The following is a 15,925-nucleotide window of genomic DNA, read 5'->3' as shown; positions in this document are numbered from 1 at the left end:
TGCCATGCAGCCACTGGAGCCGCTGACGATCCTGATTGCCGAGGACAGCGCCGCCGATCGTCTGCTGTTGGCGAGCATCCTGCGCCGCCAGGGGCACGAAGTGCTGACGGCGGCCAACGGCGCCGAAGCGGTCGACACGTTTCGCCAGCAACAACCGCACCTGGTGTTGATGGATGCGATGATGCCGGTCATGGACGGCTTCGAGGCAGCCCGGCAGATCAAGGCCCTGGCCGGGGAAACCCTGGTGCCGATCATCTTCCTCACGTCCTTGTCCGAAAGCGAGGCGCTGGCCCGTTGTCTGGAGGTCGGCGGTGACGACTTTCTGGCGAAACCCTATAACCAGGTGATTCTCGCGGCCAAGATCAAGGCGATGGATCGCTTGCGGCGCTTGCAGGACACCGTTCTGCAGCAGCGTGACCAGATCGCCAGGCACCACGACTACCTGCTCAACGAGCAGCGTGTGGCCAAGGCGGTTTTCGACAAGGTGGCGCACGCCGGCTGCCTGAACGCCGCGCCGAATATCCGTTATCTGCAATCACCCTATGCGCTGTTCAACGGCGACCTGTTGCTGGCCGCGTTCACCCCGGCCGGCGACATGCACGTATTGCTGGGCGACTTCACCGGCCACGGTCTGCCGGCAGCCGTGGGCGCCATGCCCCTGGCCGAAGTCTTCTACGGGATGACCGCCAAGGGCTATGGCCTGGCGCAAACCCTGCGCGAAATGAATGCCAAGCTCAAGCGCATCCTGCCGGTGGACATGTTCTGCTGCGCCACCATGCTGTGCCTGAGTTTTCAGCGTCGTTCGGTGGAGGTCTGGAACGGTGGAATGCCCGACGGTTACCTGCATCGCATTGCCAGTGGCGAGCGTACGCCTCTGCCGGCTCGGCACCTGCCTTTGGGGGTGCTGAGCCCGGAATCCTTCGACGAGCGCACCGAAGTGTTTCCCATGGCGCTCGGGGATCGGGTGTTCCTCTTGTCCGATGGGGTGATCGACACCTGCGGCGCCAATGAACAGTTGTTTGGCGTGCAGCGATTGCAGCAGGTGTTCGCCGCCAATCGTCAGCCGGATGTGCTGTTCGAAGAGATAGAGCAGGCGCTGCGCGATTTCGGTGGTCAAGCGCGCGACGATGTCAGCATGGTCGAAATCAGCCTGCTGGAGCCGGAGCAGGTCACGCCACCGGCATTGGTCTACTCCGACAGCGGCCAGTCGTGCCCGCTGGACTGGTCGGTGAGTTTCGAGTTCCGCGCCGCCACGCTCAAGCGATTCAATCCCTTGCCCTATCTGTTGCAGTTGCTGCTTGAGGTGCATGGCCTTCGGGCTCAGAGCGGTGCGCTCTACAGTGTGTTGGCGGAGCTCTATTCCAATGCGCTGGAACACGGCGTGCTGGGGCTGGATTCGAGCCTCAAGCGCAATGCCTCGGGTTTTGCGCGATATTATCAAGAGCGCAATGCCCGGCTCGGCGAGCTGCAGGAAGGCTATGTGCGGATCCATTTGCAGGTGACGCCGACAGACGACGGCGGTTGCCTGACGATTCAGGTCGAAGACAGCGGCGAGGGGTTCGATGTCGAGCGGGTGATGGAAAGGCCTTTGGACGCCATCCGCCTGTCGGGACGCGGGATCAACCTGATCCGCCAGTTGGGGCGTAATGCCCGCTGGACCGACAATGGTCGAAGTGCACGCGTGGAGTTTATCTGGGAGGCTCTGGCATAATCCGCGCATTCTTGATCAAGGAGTGAGCAAGTGGACGACGACACACATGTGGATCGCAGCGTGCTGAGTGCATTGCGGGAAGTGATGGAAGAGGGTTATCCGGATCTGCTGGATATCTTTCTTGCGGACTCCGAAGAGCGCCTGGAAGTCCTGAGAGCGGCTGACAGTGCCGCACGGCTCGCTGAAACCGCCCATAGCTTCAAGGGCAGCAGCAGCAATATGGGCGCCCTCAGGCTGACCGAACTTTGCCGCCAGCTTGAGCAGCAGGCTGCCAGTTTGCCATGCGCGGCCGTTCAGGAACTGGTCGGCAAAATCGACCGCGAATTCGCCAATATCCGCCCTCTCTACGAAGCAGAGCGAAAGCGTTGCTCGGCGAAAATCTGAGCAAACGCTGCTTTGGTTCTCTATCGAGTGAAACTGGCTCGACCTTTGCAGTTATCTAACCCAACTGTACTTACGAGCCCTGTGCAGCGGAGACCGTTTCATGCCCGTTACCCCCAATATTCTGCTTCAGGCCTCCAGGCAGGCCAAGACTCAGGCTACCTGCGCCAATCCTCCGGCAGTGACCGCAGAGCCCGGGGACAAGGCCGCAAGCTTCGCTCATGTCTACGCCAATCAGGCCCAAAGCAAACCCAATGCGGTGGCCGATGCTCCGCTCAAACCTGATCGTGACAAAACCTCCGTTGTCGGCGCGAAGAAGGACGCTGGCGACGACAAGTCTGCCGCGGGGGAGCCAGTGGTTGCCGAAGGCGGCAAATCCTTGCCTGCCGACCAATCGGTGCAGGCTGACGACAAGACCGCCGGCGATGATGCGGCAGAGGTCGACCCGGCTCTGGTCGTCGATGCCGCGCCGGTCGATCCGGCGCTTGATCCCGCATTGCCGCAAGCGATACAGCCAGTGGCGTCAGTGCCAGCAACGCCAGCAGCGCCTGCCGTAGCCGATGCGGTGCAGCCAACGGTTGAAGCGCCGGTTGCTGCGGCGCTCTCGGCTGCAAATGCTCCGGTGCCGACCAGCGCTGACGGCGACTTCGATCCCGAGGCCGATCCACTCGACGCCCTGCCGGCGTTACGCCTGGCGATGGAGCAGAGCGGTCACGTGTCGGCTTCCAGTCAGGCGCAGCCAAAGGCCGCACCGACACAGGCGCCCGCCCAGGCGGACGGTGAGCTGACGTCGGCGCAAAACTTTGCCGCCGGCATGGCGACCATGCTGGATGTTCAGGTCGACAAGGACAGTGCCGGCAAAGGTGAAGAAAAAGCTTTCAGCGGCTTGATCGATGACGGTCTGAAGGATCTCAAATCTGCCGGCAGCGACACCCGTGTCGATGATTTCGCCAGCCGTCTGGCCGCGCTGACCCAGGCGGCCACACCGAAGACAGCCAATGCCTTGCCGGTAAACCAGCCGATCGCCATGCACCAGAGCGGCTGGACCGAAGAGGTGGTGAACCGGGTCATGTACCTGTCCAGCGCCAACCTCAAGGCCGCGGACATCCAGTTGCAGCCCGCTGAACTGGGGCGTCTGGACATTCGGGTGAACATGGTTCCCGATCAGCAGACCCAGGTCACGTTCATGAGTGCGCATCCGGGCGTCCGTGAGGCGCTGGACAGCCAGGTCCATCGCTTGCGCGACATGTTTGCGCAGCAGGGCATGGGGCAGGTCGATGTCAACGTTTCGGACCAGTCCCGTGGTTCGCAACAAGGGCAGGAACAAGCCCGGCAAAGCCAGACCGGACGGACCAGCGCCAGCGGCGGCCGCCTCGACTCCATGGATGACGACCTGATGCCGGGCGTCGCTGAAGTGGCTGCCAGTACCGCCAGTGTGATCGGCTCCAGCGCGGTCGATTACTACGCCTGATCGGGTTAATCACCCATCCCTGTGGGAGCGAGCCTGCTCGCGAAAGCGGTGTAACAGTCGATGGAAATGTTGACGGTTAGAATGCTATCGCGAGCAGGCTCGCTCCCACAGTGGTTTTGCCGTGTTCTTCGGAATGCTGGCAGTCCACCGCTCCATCCCCCTCCAACCGTTCTGGCATAACACTTGCTCTTGCCTTGCCGTGCGACTGTGAAACCCCGAATAGTGACGGATTATTGGCATGGCGAAGAGCGACGCAGCAGTAAAAGACCCCGCAACCAAAGGCAAACTCAAGCTGATTATCCTGATCGTGGTGGCCCTGCTGCTGGCGATCGGTGTGTCCGTGGGCGCGACCTGGTACTTCATGCACAGCGCTCAGAACAAGCCTGCCGCCGCCGTGGTGGACGCCGCTCCCGTCGGCAAGCAGCCAGCGATTTTCGAGCCGATGGCACCGGCTTTCGTGGCCAACTTCAACCAGAACGGCCGCCAGCGCTACATGCAGGTGAGCATCACCATGCTCGCGCGCAACCCGGCGGATCTGGAGGCGCTCAAGGTCCACATGCCGGTGATCCGCAACAACCTGGTCATGCTGTTCTCCGGCCAGGACTTTGCGACCCTCGCGTCGCCGGTCGGCCAGGAAATGCTGCGGCAGAAGGCCACCGCCAGCGTCCAGGAAGTGGCGCAGAAAGAGCTCGGCAAAGTGGTGATCGAACAGTTGCTTTTCACTAATTTCGTACTGCAGTAGGAACACGACATGGCCGTGCAGGACCTGCTGTCCCAGGATGAGATCGACGCGCTGTTGCATGGCGTCGACGATGGTCTGGTACAGACCGAAAACGCTGCCGAACCCGGCAGCGTCAAAAGCTACGACCTGACCAGCCAGGATCGCATCGTCCGTGGACGCATGCCGACCCTGGAAATGATCAACGAACGTTTCGCTCGTTATACCCGCATCAGCATGTTCAACATGCTGCGTCGCTCGGCAGACGTAGCGGTCGGCGGCGTGCAGGTGATGAAGTTCGGCGAATACGTGCACTCGCTGTACGTGCCGACCAGTCTCAACCTGGTCAAGATCAAACCCCTGCGCGGCACCGCGCTGTTCATCCTCGACGCCAAGCTGGTGTTCAAGCTGGTGGACAACTTCTTCGGTGGCGACGGCCGGCACGCCAAGATCGAAGGGCGTGAATTCACCCCGACCGAACTGCGTGTGGTGCGCATGGTGCTGGAGCAGGCGTTCGTCGATCTGAAGGAAGCCTGGCAAGCGATCATGGAAGTCAACTTCGAGTACATCAACTCCGAAGTGAACCCGGCCATGGCCAACATCGTCGGCCCGAGCGAAGCCATTGTGGTGTCGACCTTCCACATCGAACTCGATGGCGGTGGCGGCGACCTGCACGTGACCATGCCGTACTCGATGATCGAGCCGGTGCGCGAGATGCTCGACGCCGGCTTCCAGTCGGACCTCGACGACCAGGACGAGCGCTGGGTCAACGCCCTGCGCCAGGACGTGCTGGATGTCGACGTGCCGATCGGTGCGACGGTGGCCCGTCGTCAACTGCGCCTGCGCGACATCCTGCACATGCAGCCGGGGGATGTGATCCCGGTCGACATGCCGGAAGAAATGATCATGCGCGCCAACGGCGTACCGGCCTTCAAGGTCAAGATGGGTTCGCACAAGGGCAACCTGGCGTTGCAAGTGATCGAGCCGATCGAGCGCCGTTGACCGGCGCTCCTACCCATTCGCGATTAACCGAATTCTGAACTTTTGCTCGCCGAGGACACTGACATTATGAACACGCAAGACGACCAGGCCCTGGCCGATGAGTGGGCCGCGGCCCTGGAAGAAACCGGTGATGCCGGGCAGGCTGACATCGACGCATTGCTTGCCGCCGATTCCGGCAATTCCGCGTCCAACCGCCTGCCAATGGAAGAGTTCGGCAGCGTGCCGAAAAACAACGATCCGGTGAGTCTCGAAGGCCCGAACCTGGACGTGATCCTCGATATCCCGGTGTCGATTTCCATGGAAGTGGGCAGCACCGACATCAACATCCGCAACCTGCTGCAACTGAACCAGGGCTCGGTGATCGAGCTGGATCGCCTGGCCGGCGAGCCGCTGGACGTGCTGGTCAACGGCACGCTCATCGCCCACGGCGAAGTGGTGGTGGTCAACGAGAAGTTCGGCATCCGCCTGACGGACGTGATCAGCCCAAGCGAACGCATCAAGAAGCTGCGCTGAGTGAAAAAGTTTCTCGGGGCTGTGCTGGGGAGCGCGCTGGCCATGCCGTTCAGCGTGCTGGCGGCCGAGCCGGTCGCTACGGCGACCACGGCTGCTGCGCCAGCGGTGAGCAGTGGTGTGGCTGGGCAACTGACGCAGTTGGTGTTCGGCTTGCTGCTGGTGCTGGGGTTGATCTTCTTCCTCGCCTGGTTGCTGCGTCGGGTCCAGCAGGCCGGTCCGGCCGGCAAGGGGCAGGTGATCGAGATTGTCGGCTCCCGCGCGCTGGGGCCGCGCGACCGCCTGATGCTGGTGCAGGTCGGCAACGAGCAGATTCTGCTTGGCCTGAGCCCAGGCAACATCACTGCGCTGCACGTCCTCAAGGAGCCGGTGCAGGTGCCGGGCACCGAGAAGCCGACGCCGGAGTTTGCGCAGCGCCTGCTGGAGATGCTGGGTAAAGATCAGAAGGATAAGAAGTAATGGGTGCGCTACGCATCGTTTTGACGCTGGCCCTGATGCTGGCCGCACCGCTGGCATTCGCCGCCGATCCGCTGTCGATCCCGGCCATCACCCTGGGCACCAATGCGCAGGGTGCACAGGAATACTCGGTCAGCCTGCAAATCCTGTTGATCATGACCGCGCTGAGTTTTATCCCGGCGTTTGTCATGCTGATGACCAGCTTCACCCGGATCATCATTGTCTTCTCGATCCTGCGCCAGGCCCTGGGTCTGCAGCAGACGCCGTCGAACCAGATTCTCACCGGCATGGCGCTGTTCCTGACCCTGTTCATCATGGCGCCGGTGTTCGACCGGGTGAACCAGGATGCCTTGCAACCCTATCTGGCGGAAAAACTGACGGCCCAGGATGCGGTCGCCAAGGCGCAGGTGCCGATCAAGAATTTCATGCTCGCCCAGACCCGCACCAGCGACCTTGAGCTGTTCATGCGCCTGTCCAAGCGCACTGACATCGCGACACCGGATCAGGCGCCGTTGACCATCCTGGTACCGGCCTTCGTGACCTCCGAGCTGAAAACGGCGTTCCAGATCGGCTTCATGATCTTCATTCCGTTTCTGATCATCGACCTGGTCGTGGCCAGTGTGCTGATGGCCATGGGTATGATGATGCTCTCGCCGCTGATCATTTCCCTGCCGTTCAAGATCATGTTGTTCGTGCTGGTGGATGGCTGGGCGCTGATCATCGGCACCCTGGCCAGCAGCTTTGGCGGTGTCTCGCCATGACCCCTGAAGTCGCCGTAGACATTTTCCGCGAAGCCCTGTGGTTGACCACCATGATGGTTGCCGTGCTGGTGATTCCTAGCCTGCTGGTGGGGTTGTTGGTGGCGATGTTCCAGGCCGCCACCCAGATCAACGAACAGACCCTGAGCTTTTTGCCGCGCCTGTTGGTGATGCTGGTGACGCTGATCGTCGGCGGGCCTTGGCTGGTACAGACCTTCATGGAATACATTCTGCAGCTGTACGGCAGTATTCCTCAGGTCATCGGCTAAATCATGTCACTGCTAGCGCTGACCGATACGCAGATCAGCACCTGGGTGGCGACGTTCATGTTGCCGCTGTTTCGCGTCGGCTCCCTGCTGATGGTCATGCCGGTGTTTGGCACGACCCTGCTGCCTCGGCGCATCCGCCTGTATTTCGCGCTGGCCATTACCGTGGTCATTGCGCCGGGGCTGCCACCGATGCCGCCAGTCAATCCCCTGGATCTGAGCGGGCTGTTGTTGATCGCCGAGCAAATCCTCATCGGCGCGGTGATGGGGTTTTCCTTGCAACTGTTCTTCCAGGCCTTCGTGGTCGCCGGGCAAATTGTCGCCATCCAGATGGGCATGGGTTTCGCTTCGATGATCGACCCGGCCAACGGCGTCTCGACGGCGGTGATCGGGCAATTTTTCACCATGCTGGTGACGCTGCTGTTCCTGTCCATGAATGGCCATCTGGTGGTGTTCGAGGTCCTCACCGAGAGCTTCACCACGTTGCCGGTGGGTGGCGGCCTGATGGTCAACCATTACTGGGAGCTGGCCGGCAAGCTCGGCTGGGTGCTCGGTTCGGCGTTGTTGCTGGTGTTGCCGGCAGTCACCGCGCTGCTGGTGGTCAACATCGCGTTTGGCGTCATGACCCGGGCGGCGCCGCAACTGAATATTTTCTCGGTCGGCTTCCCGCTGATCCTGGTCCTGGGGCTGTTTATCGTCTGGGTCGGGCTGGCGGACATTCTCAATCAGTATCAACCGCTGGCCACCGAGGCCTTGCAGTTGTTACGCGAAATGGCGCGGGCGAGCTGAGTCATGGCTGAGAGCGAAAGCGGTCAGGACAAAACAGAAGACCCCACGGAGAAGCGCAAGCAAGACTCCCGTGAAAAGGGTGAGATAGCGCGGTCCAAGGAACTCAACACCCTGGCGATCATGCTGGTCGGTGCCTCGGCGTTGCTGATTTTTGGCGGCGCCATGGCGCAGGACATGATGGAGCTGATGCGCTTCAATTTCTCGCTGCCGCGGGAGGTGATTCTGGATCAGCGCTCCATGGCCAACTACCTGATGCGCTCGGGACAGATTGCCCTGTGGTCGATCCAGCCAGTGATGATCACCTTGGTGCTGGCGGCCATCATCGGTCCGATTTCCCTGGGGGGCTGGCTGTTCGCGGCAAGCTCCATGGCGCCCAAGTTCAGCCGTTTGAACCCCGGTCCCGGCCTCAAGCGCATGTTCTCGACCAAGGCGCTGGTCGAGCTGCTCAAGGCCCTGGCCAAGTTCATCATCATCCTGTTCGTAGCGCTGGCGGTGTTGTCGTCGGACATCGACGACCTGCTGCGTATCGCCCATGAACCCCTGGACATGGCAATCATCCACAGCCTGCAAGTGGTGGGCTGGAGCACCTTGTGGATGGCGTGCGGGCTGATCCTCATCGCTGCGGTAGATGTGCCGGTGCAGCTCTGGGAAAGCCACAAGAAACTGCTGATGACCAAGCAGGAAGTGCGCGACGAGCACAAGGACCAGGAGGGGCGGCCGGAGGTCAAGCAGCGGATTCGACAGCTGCAGCGTGAGATGTCCCAGCGGCGGATGATGGCCGCCATTCCCGAGGCTGACGTGGTCATCACCAACCCCACGCACTACGCTGTGGCCCTCAAATACGATCCGGAGAAGGGCAGTGCGCCGGTATTGCTGGCCAAGGGTAACGACTTCCTGGCCCTGAAGATCCGCGAGATCGCCGCGGCCAACGAGATCCTGCTGCTGGAGTCACCGGCGCTGGCGCGCTCGATTTATTACTCCACCGAACTGGAGCAGGAAATCCCCGGCGGGCTCTATCTGGCGGTTGCGCAGGTACTGGCCTACGTCTATCAGATTCGACAGTACCGGGCGGGCAAGGGCAAGCGGCCTGATCCGCTCAAGGATGACCTGCCGATTCCGCCGGATTTGCGCCGCGATTCCTGAGTCTAGCGCTCCCACAGGTTCGGCGATAACTTGTGGGAGCGTGGCTTGCCCGCGATGACGTCAGCCCAGGCAGCACATATCCCACTGAAAAATCGCTCTATTTCTCCCTTTGCAAAAGTTGGAAAGCTTCTTGCAGTAGCCGCCCTGCGCCTGCGTCAGGCGTCAAAAGTTTGCTTTAAAGGAACGGGGAAAACCGGTGGATCGCTCTCAGTTAATCAACAGTGCCCGCAGCAACATTGCCGACCTCAGTCGGGGCAATCTGGGCGTGCCGCTGTTGCTGCTGGTCATGCTGGCGATGATGATGTTGCCGGTGCCGCCGTTCCTGCTCGACGTGTTCTTCACCTTCAACATTGCCCTGTCCATCGTCGTGCTGCTGGTGTGCGTCTACGCTTTGCGCCCGCTGGATTTCGCGGTGTTTCCGACCATTTTGCTGGTGGCGACGCTGTTGCGCCTGGCATTGAACGTGGCCTCCACGCGGGTGGTGATGCTCCACGGCCAGGACGGTCACGCAGCCGCCGGCAAGGTGATCCAGGCGTTCGGTGAAGTGGTGATCGGCGGTAACTACGTGGTCGGTATCGTGGTCTTCGCGATCCTGATGATCATCAACTTCGTCGTGGTGACCAAGGGTGCGGGGCGGATCTCCGAGGTGAGCGCGCGTTTCACCCTCGATGCGATGCCCGGCAAGCAAATGGCGATCGACGCCGACCTCAACGCCGGCCTGATCGATCAGGCCCAGGCAAAGGCCCGCCGCTCGGAAGTCGCCCAGGAAGCCGAGTTCTACGGTTCCATGGACGGTGCCAGCAAATTCGTCCGTGGTGACGCCATTGCCGGCCTGTTGATCCTGTTCATCAACCTGATCGGCGGCATGGCGGTCGGTATCTTCCAGCACGGCATGACCTTCGGCGATGCCGGCAAGGTGTATGCGCTGTTGACCATCGGTGACGGTTTGGTGGCGCAATTGCCATCACTGTTGTTATCGACAGCGGCGGCGATCATGGTGACCCGTGCGTCCGGTTCGGAAGACATGGGCAAACAGATCAATCGCCAGATGTTCGCCTCGCCCAAGGCGCTGGCGGTGGCGGCAGGCTTGATGGCGGTCATGGGCCTGGTGCCCGGCATGCCGCACTTCTCGTTCCTGAGCATGGCGGCCCTGGCGGCCGGTGGCGCCTACCTGTTCTGGAAAAAGCAGAACGTCGCCAAGGTTCAGGCCCTGCAAGAGGTCAAGCGCCAGCAGGAGCTGCTGCCGTCGCCGGCCCGTGCCCAGGAAACCAAGGAGCTTGGCTGGGATGACGTGACGCCCATCGACATGATCGGCCTGGAAGTGGGCTATCGCCTGATTCCGCTGGTGGACCGCAACCAGGGCGGTCAGTTGCTGGCGCGGATCAAGGGGGTGCGCAAGAAGCTGTCCCAGGATCTGGGCTTCCTGATGCCGACCGTGCATATCCGCGACAACCTCGACCTGGCGCCGAGTGCCTATCGCCTGACCCTGATGGGGGTGATCCTGGCGGAAGCGGAGATTTACCCGGATCGCGAGCTGGCGATCAACCCGGGGCAGGTCTACGGCACGCTCAACGGCATTACCGCCAAAGATCCGGCTTTCGGCCTGGAGGCGGTCTGGATCGAAATCAGCCAGCGTACCCAGGCGCAATCCCTCGGTTACACGGTGGTCGATGCCAGTACAGTAGTGGCTACCCACTTGAACCAGATACTCTACAAGCATTCCAGTGAACTGATCGGTCACGAAGAAGTGCAGCAACTCATGCAATTGCTGGCCAAAAGCTCGCCGAAACTGGCTGAGGAGCTGGTGCCGGGCGTGGTTTCGCTGTCGCAACTGCTCAAAGTGCTGCAAGCGCTGTTGGCCGAGCAAGTGCCGGTTCGCGATATCCGCAGCATTGCCGAGGCCATCGCCAACAATGCCGCCAAGAGTCAAGATACCGCCGCGCTGGTGGCTGCCGTGCGGGTTGGCGTCTCCCGCGCAATCGTCCAAAGCATTGTAGGCACTGAGTCGCAGCTGCCAGTTATCACGCTGGAGCCAAGGTTGGAACAGATATTGCTCAATAGTCTGCAAAAGGCAGGACAAGGCTCGGAAGAGGGCGTTCTGCTGGAGCCAAGCATGGCTGAGAAACTGCAACGCTCGCTGATCGACGCGGCGCAGCGCCAGGAGATGCAAGGTCAGCCGGTGATTCTGCTGGTGGCCGGTCCGGTTCGCGCGATGCTCTCGCGATTCGGCCGGCTCGCAGTCCCGGGTTTGCACGTGTTGGCTTACCAGGAAATCCCTGACAACAAGCAAGTGACCATCGTTGCGACAGTAGGGCCCAACGGCTGAGGTAGTGGTTTATGCAAGTTAAGCGTTTTTTCGCCGCCGATATGCGTCAGGCCATGAAGCTGGTTCGCGATGAGCTGGGCGCTGATGCAGCCATTATCGGCAACCGCCGGATTGCCGGGGGCGTCGAGCTGACGGCTGCGCTGGATTACAAGTTGTCGGCGCTGGCACCGCGTGTTCCGAACATGGAGCTCGAAGACGAGCTGCGCAAGACTCAGTCGCGGATCGTCACCGCCCAGGCCGAATTGAGCCTGCGTGGCGATGGCGAGAGCGACAATGCGACCAACCGCCAGTTGTTCGCCGGTTTGCCGCTCACCGCAGCCGAGCCGCTGATCGAACCTACGTATGACCAACCTCGTCGCCCCGCACCGGCTGCTGTACCAGCGTCCGGTGGCGTGGACCCGCGTGCGTTCGACTCGATGCGCTCCGAGCTCAACAGCCTGCGCGAACTCATGGAAGTACAACTCGGGTCCCTGGCCTGGAACCAGCTGCAAGGCAGCCGTCCGGATCAGGCCAACCTCTGGCGTCGCCTGCAACGCATTGGCCTGTCTGGCCCGCTGTCTCGAGACCTGCTGGCACTGATCAGCGAAATCCAGGAGCCTCGTCAGGCCTGGCGCATGTTGCTGGCACACCTGGCGCGCATGATCGTTACCCCGGAAGTCGAGCCGCTGGAAGAGGGCGGAGTCATCGCCATGGTCGGCCCTGCCGGCATGGGCAAGACCACCACCCTGGCCAAGCTGGCTGCCCGTTACGTGCTCAAGTACGGCGCGCAGAACATTGCGCTGGTGAGCATGGACAGCTTCCGCATCGGTGCCCAGGAGCAACTCAAGACCCTGGGGCGCATTCTCAATGTGCCGGTGACCCACGTCGATCCGGGCCAGTCCCTGGTGCAGGCGCTCGATCCATTGCTGCGCAAGCGCGTGGTGCTGATCGATACCGCCGGCCTGCAGGCCAGCGACCCGGCCCTGCGCATGCAGCTCGAAAGTCTGGCTGGTCGTGGCATCCGCTCAAAAAATTATCTGGTCCTGGCAACCACCAGCCAGAAACAGGTTCTAACCGCCGCTTATCACAGTTACAAGCGTTGCGGGCTTGCCGGCTGCATCCTGACTAAACTGGATGAAACGGCAAGCCTGGGCGAAGTGTTGAGCCTGGCCATCAGTCATGAGCTGCCAGTGGCGTACCTGACCGATGGCCCGCGGATTCCGGATGATCTCCATCTGCCGCGCCGTCATCAGTTGGTCAGTCGCGCCGTCAGTGTGCAAATGCAGGAAGAACCCAGCGAAGAAGCCATGGCTGACATGTTCGCTGACATCTACCACAGCCCGACCAAGCAGGTTGGCTGAGGTAATAATGAATCGTTTTTGTACCTACATCGATGGTCTGCCATGCATTGTTCCGTTTGTGAACGCGCAGCCAGTAATGTGGCCTCCGTCTATGCAAGACAAGGTAAAGAAATAACATGGGCAGCATGCATCCCGTACAGGTGATCGCGGTGACCGGCGGCAAAGGTGGCGTCGGGAAAACTAACGTGTCAGTGAACTTGTCCCTGGCTTTGGCTGAGCTTGGCCGGCGCGTCATGCTGCTGGACGCCGACCTGGGACTGGCGAACGTCGACGTTCTGCTGGGCCTGACACCCAAACGTACCCTGGCCGACGTGATCGAGGGCCGCTGCGAACTGCGCGATGTACTGCTGCAGGGACCTGGCGGCATCCGTATCGTTCCGGCCGCATCCGGCACTCAGAGCATGGTGCATCTGAGTCCTGCGCAACACGCGGGCCTTATCCAGGCCTTCAGTGATATCGGCGACAACCTCGACGTATTGGTGATCGACACCGCTGCGGGCATTGGTGAGTCGGTCGTCAGCTTCGTTCGTGCAGCCCAGGAAGTGCTGCTGGTGGTGTGCGACGAGCCGACCTCGATTACCGATGCCTACGCCTTGATCAAGTTGCTCAATCGCGACTACGGCATGAACCGCTTCCGCGTCCTGGCCAACATGGCCCAGAGCCCGCAGGAAGGGCGCAACCTGTTCGCCAAGTTGACCAAGGTCACGGATCGCTTCCTCGACGTCGCCCTACAATACGTCGGCGCGGTGCCCTACGACGAAAGCGTGCGCAAGGCTGTGCAGAAGCAGCGCGCCGTCTACGAGGCCTTCCCGCGTTCCAAGTGCTCGCTGGCGTTCAAGGCCATCGCGCAGAAGGTCGATACCTGGCCGCTGCCTGCCAACCCGCGCGGGCACCTGGAGTTTTTCGTCGAGCGTCTAGTGCAGCAAACAGCAGGACCTGTTCTATGACAGCCAGCGGTTACAACCTCTACAAAAAATCGGCTCGTGATGCGCAGTACGAGCTGATCGAGCGTTACGCGCCGCTGGTTAAACGCATTGCTTACCACTTGCTGGCGCGTTTGCCGGCCAGTGTCCAGGTCGAAGACCTGATCCAGGCCGGGATGATCGGCCTGCTTGAGGTATCGACCAAATATGACGCCAGCAAAGGCGCCAGTTTCGAGACGTACGCGGGCATTCGAATCCGCGGCGCCATGCTCGATGAAGTGCGCAAGGGGGACTGGGCGCCACGTTCGGTCCACCGCAATACGCGCATGGTCAGCGACGCCATTCGCTCGATTGAAGCGAAAACCGGCCGTGACGCTAAAGATCACGAAGTTGCGGCCGAACTCCAATTGAGTCTCGACGATTACTACGGAATTTTGAACGACACCCTGGGCAGCCGGTTATTCAGTTTCGACGATCTGTTGCAGGACGGCGAACACGAAGGGCTGCACGAGGATGGCGCGAGTGCTCATACCGAGCCGTCACGCGATCTGGAAGATGAACGCTTCCAGGCTGCGCTGGCGGATGCGATTGCCAATTTGCCGGAGCGTGAGCGACTGGTGTTGGCGCTGTACTACGACGAAGAGTTGAACCTCAAGGAAATCGGTGAGGTCCTGGGGGTCAGCGAATCGCGGGTCAGCCAGTTACACAGCCAGTGCGCGGCCCGCTTGCGGGGGCGTTTGGGGGAGTGGCGAGCGCGCTGAAGGCAGTGTGGGGACACTGCGAAAGAGGCTGGTGTGGTGTTGAACTGCGCCGGTCCCGATCTGTTGTGCTCCAGACAGTCATTGAGTGCTTTGCCGGATTGATTGAAATGGCGCGTCCAGGTGCTGGGCGCGTTTAAGACTGCTTGGAGGTCGAATTGGACAAGAACATGAAAATCCTCATCGTTGATGACTTCTCAACGATGCGGCGGATCATCAAGAACCTGCTGCGTGACCTTGGGTTCACCAACACCGTCGAGGCCGACGATGGCACTACCGCCATTCCGGTGCTCAACAGCGGAAGCATCGACTTTCTGGTAACGGACTGGAACATGCCAGGTATGACTGGCATCGATCTGCTGCGTCACGTGCGTGCCGATGAAAAGCTCAAGCACCTGCCGGTGCTGATGGTGACCGCTGAAGCCAAGCGTGAGCAGATCATCGAAGCGGCCCAGGCCGGCGTTAACGGCTATGTGGTCAAGCCCTTCACGGCCCAGGCGTTGAAAGAAAAAATCGAGAAGATTTTCGAACGCATCGGTTGATGAGTGCGCCACGGGGGAGCTATGGGCAATAACGAAACTTCATTGGGCGACTTTGAATCGACCCTGAAAAAACACGCCGTCGAATTGGTCGAGAGCCTTGAAAAAGGCAAGTTCGGCGACGCGGTGCAATTGATCCATGAGCTCAACCAGACCCGAGACCGCGGCCTGTATCAGGAAGTGGGCAAGCTCACTCGCGAACTGCATAGCGCGATCGTCAATTTCCAGATTGACCCGCACATGCCGCAAGCCGAAGAAGTGTCGCAGATCACCGACGCCACCGAGCGCCTGGGCTATGTGGTCAAGCTGACCGAGGCGGCGGCCAACCGCACCATGGATCTGGTGGAAAATGCCACGCCGCTGGTCAACAGCCTGGCGGACGAAGCCCAGGCCTTGAGCACGGACTGGGGGCGCTTCATGCGTCGTGAAGTCGGTGCCGAAGAGTTTCGTGAACTGGCCCGTCGGGTCGACGGCTTCCTGGCACGCAGCGGCACGGACAATCGCGCGGTGTCGGGCAACCTCAACGACATCCTGCTCGCCCAGGATTACCAGGACCTCACGGGGCAAGTGATCAAGCGTGTGACCCAACTGGTCACCGAAGTTGAAAGCAACCTGCTCAAGCTCGTGCTGATGGCCAGTCAGGTGGACCGCTTTGCGGGCATCGAACATGACCGTGAAGCGATGCTTGCGCAAAAAGATCCACAAAAACATCTCTCTCAGGGTGAAGGTCCGCAGATTCATGCCGATAAAAGAGAAGACGTTGTGTCCGGTCAGGACGATGTGGACGATTTGCTATCCAGCCTGGGATTTTAGAATTTTAGGTATTTTGGGTTT

The 15,925-nt window shown here is 60.9% G+C and carries 17 protein-coding genes; all 17 read left to right on the top strand.

The genetic code is table 11. The features are described from left to right. Positions 1-4 precede the first annotated feature (4 nt). The 17 genes from ACXX83_RS16785 to ACXX83_RS16705 all read left to right on the top strand — a co-directional run bounded on the left by ACXX83_RS16785 (position 5) and on the right by ACXX83_RS16705 (position 15,904). Positions 5-1,711 (top strand): ATP-binding SpoIIE family protein phosphatase, encoded by a 1,707-nt coding sequence (locus ACXX83_RS16785; protein WP_458549118.1) that lies wholly within the window; start codon positions 5-7, stop codon positions 1,709-1,711. Between the two features lie 84 nt (positions 1,712-1,795). Further along, a complete protein-coding gene (locus tag ACXX83_RS16780; protein ID WP_217838457.1) occupies positions 1,796-2,095 on the top strand; it encodes an Hpt domain-containing protein in 300 nt (99 codons plus the stop codon). Positions 2,096-2,195: 100 nt separating this feature from the next. Beyond that, positions 2,196-3,563 (top strand): flagellar hook-length control protein FliK, encoded by a 1,368-nt coding sequence (locus ACXX83_RS16775; protein ID WP_458549117.1) that lies wholly within the window; start codon positions 2,196-2,198, stop codon positions 3,561-3,563. Between the two features lie 238 nt (positions 3,564-3,801). After that, complete coding sequence (gene fliL, locus ACXX83_RS16770; RefSeq protein ID WP_095963853.1) at positions 3,802-4,305, top strand: flagellar basal body-associated protein FliL; 504 nt, start codon at positions 3,802-3,804, stop codon at positions 4,303-4,305. 9 nt (positions 4,306-4,314) lie between these two features. Next, a complete protein-coding gene (fliM, locus tag ACXX83_RS16765) occupies positions 4,315-5,283 on the top strand; it encodes a flagellar motor switch protein FliM (protein ID WP_015096242.1) in 969 nt (322 codons plus the stop codon). 66 nt (positions 5,284-5,349) lie between these two features. Next, positions 5,350-5,796 (top strand): flagellar motor switch protein FliN, encoded by a 447-nt coding sequence (fliN, locus tag ACXX83_RS16760; RefSeq protein WP_015096241.1) that lies wholly within the window; start codon positions 5,350-5,352, stop codon positions 5,794-5,796. Further along, the gene (fliO, locus tag ACXX83_RS16755; RefSeq protein ID WP_225923705.1) at positions 5,797-6,252 is read left to right on the top strand and encodes a flagellar biosynthetic protein FliO; all 456 of its coding nucleotides are present in this window, start codon (positions 5,797-5,799) and stop codon (positions 6,250-6,252) included. After that, complete coding sequence (gene fliP, locus ACXX83_RS16750) at positions 6,252-7,010, top strand: flagellar type III secretion system pore protein FliP (RefSeq protein ID WP_015096239.1); 759 nt, start codon at positions 6,252-6,254, stop codon at positions 7,008-7,010. The genes fliO and fliP overlap by 1 nt, the downstream gene beginning before the upstream one ends. After that, positions 7,007-7,276 carry a flagellar biosynthesis protein FliQ gene (fliQ, locus tag ACXX83_RS16745; protein ID WP_015096238.1) on the top strand — a complete coding sequence of 90 codons (270 nt, stop codon included), beginning with the start codon at positions 7,007-7,009 and terminating at the stop codon, positions 7,274-7,276. The genes fliP and fliQ overlap by 4 nt, the downstream gene beginning before the upstream one ends. A 3-nt stretch (positions 7,277-7,279) precedes the next feature. Beyond that, on the top strand, positions 7,280-8,062 hold the full coding sequence (fliR, locus tag ACXX83_RS16740) for a flagellar biosynthetic protein FliR (protein ID WP_217835989.1): 783 nt from the start codon (positions 7,280-7,282) through the stop codon (positions 8,060-8,062). A gap of 3 nt (positions 8,063-8,065) precedes the next feature. Further along, on the top strand, positions 8,066-9,205 hold the full coding sequence (flhB, locus tag ACXX83_RS16735) for a flagellar biosynthesis protein FlhB (protein WP_458549116.1): 1,140 nt from the start codon (positions 8,066-8,068) through the stop codon (positions 9,203-9,205). A gap of 196 nt (positions 9,206-9,401) precedes the next feature. Then, positions 9,402-11,531, top strand: coding sequence for a flagellar biosynthesis protein FlhA (flhA, locus tag ACXX83_RS16730; protein ID WP_217835987.1), 2,130 nt, complete (start codon positions 9,402-9,404; stop codon positions 11,529-11,531). An 11-nt stretch (positions 11,532-11,542) separates the two neighbouring features. Beyond that, complete coding sequence (gene flhF / locus ACXX83_RS16725; RefSeq protein WP_217835986.1) at positions 11,543-12,871, top strand: flagellar biosynthesis GTPase FlhF; 1,329 nt, start codon at positions 11,543-11,545, stop codon at positions 12,869-12,871. A gap of 116 nt (positions 12,872-12,987) precedes the next feature. Further along, a complete protein-coding gene (gene fleN, locus ACXX83_RS16720) occupies positions 12,988-13,818 on the top strand; it encodes a flagellar synthesis regulator FleN (protein WP_007975361.1) in 831 nt (276 codons plus the stop codon). Then, positions 13,815-14,555 (top strand): RNA polymerase sigma factor FliA, encoded by a 741-nt coding sequence (gene fliA, locus ACXX83_RS16715; RefSeq protein WP_007975362.1) that lies wholly within the window; start codon positions 13,815-13,817, stop codon positions 14,553-14,555. The genes fleN and fliA overlap by 4 nt, the downstream gene beginning before the upstream one ends. 167 nt (positions 14,556-14,722) lie before the next feature. Beyond that, complete coding sequence (locus ACXX83_RS16710) at positions 14,723-15,094, top strand: chemotaxis response regulator CheY (protein ID WP_003183998.1); 372 nt, start codon at positions 14,723-14,725, stop codon at positions 15,092-15,094. 21 nt (positions 15,095-15,115) lie between these two features. Next, on the top strand, positions 15,116-15,904 hold the full coding sequence (locus tag ACXX83_RS16705; protein WP_217835985.1) for a protein phosphatase CheZ: 789 nt from the start codon (positions 15,116-15,118) through the stop codon (positions 15,902-15,904). Positions 15,905-15,925 lie beyond the last annotated feature (21 nt).

The sequence above is a fragment of the Pseudomonas sp. GNP012 genome, assembly GCF_054343835.1.
The sequence above is the reverse complement of the archived record's forward strand: the minus strand, read 5'-3'. Positions and strand labels throughout refer to the sequence as shown.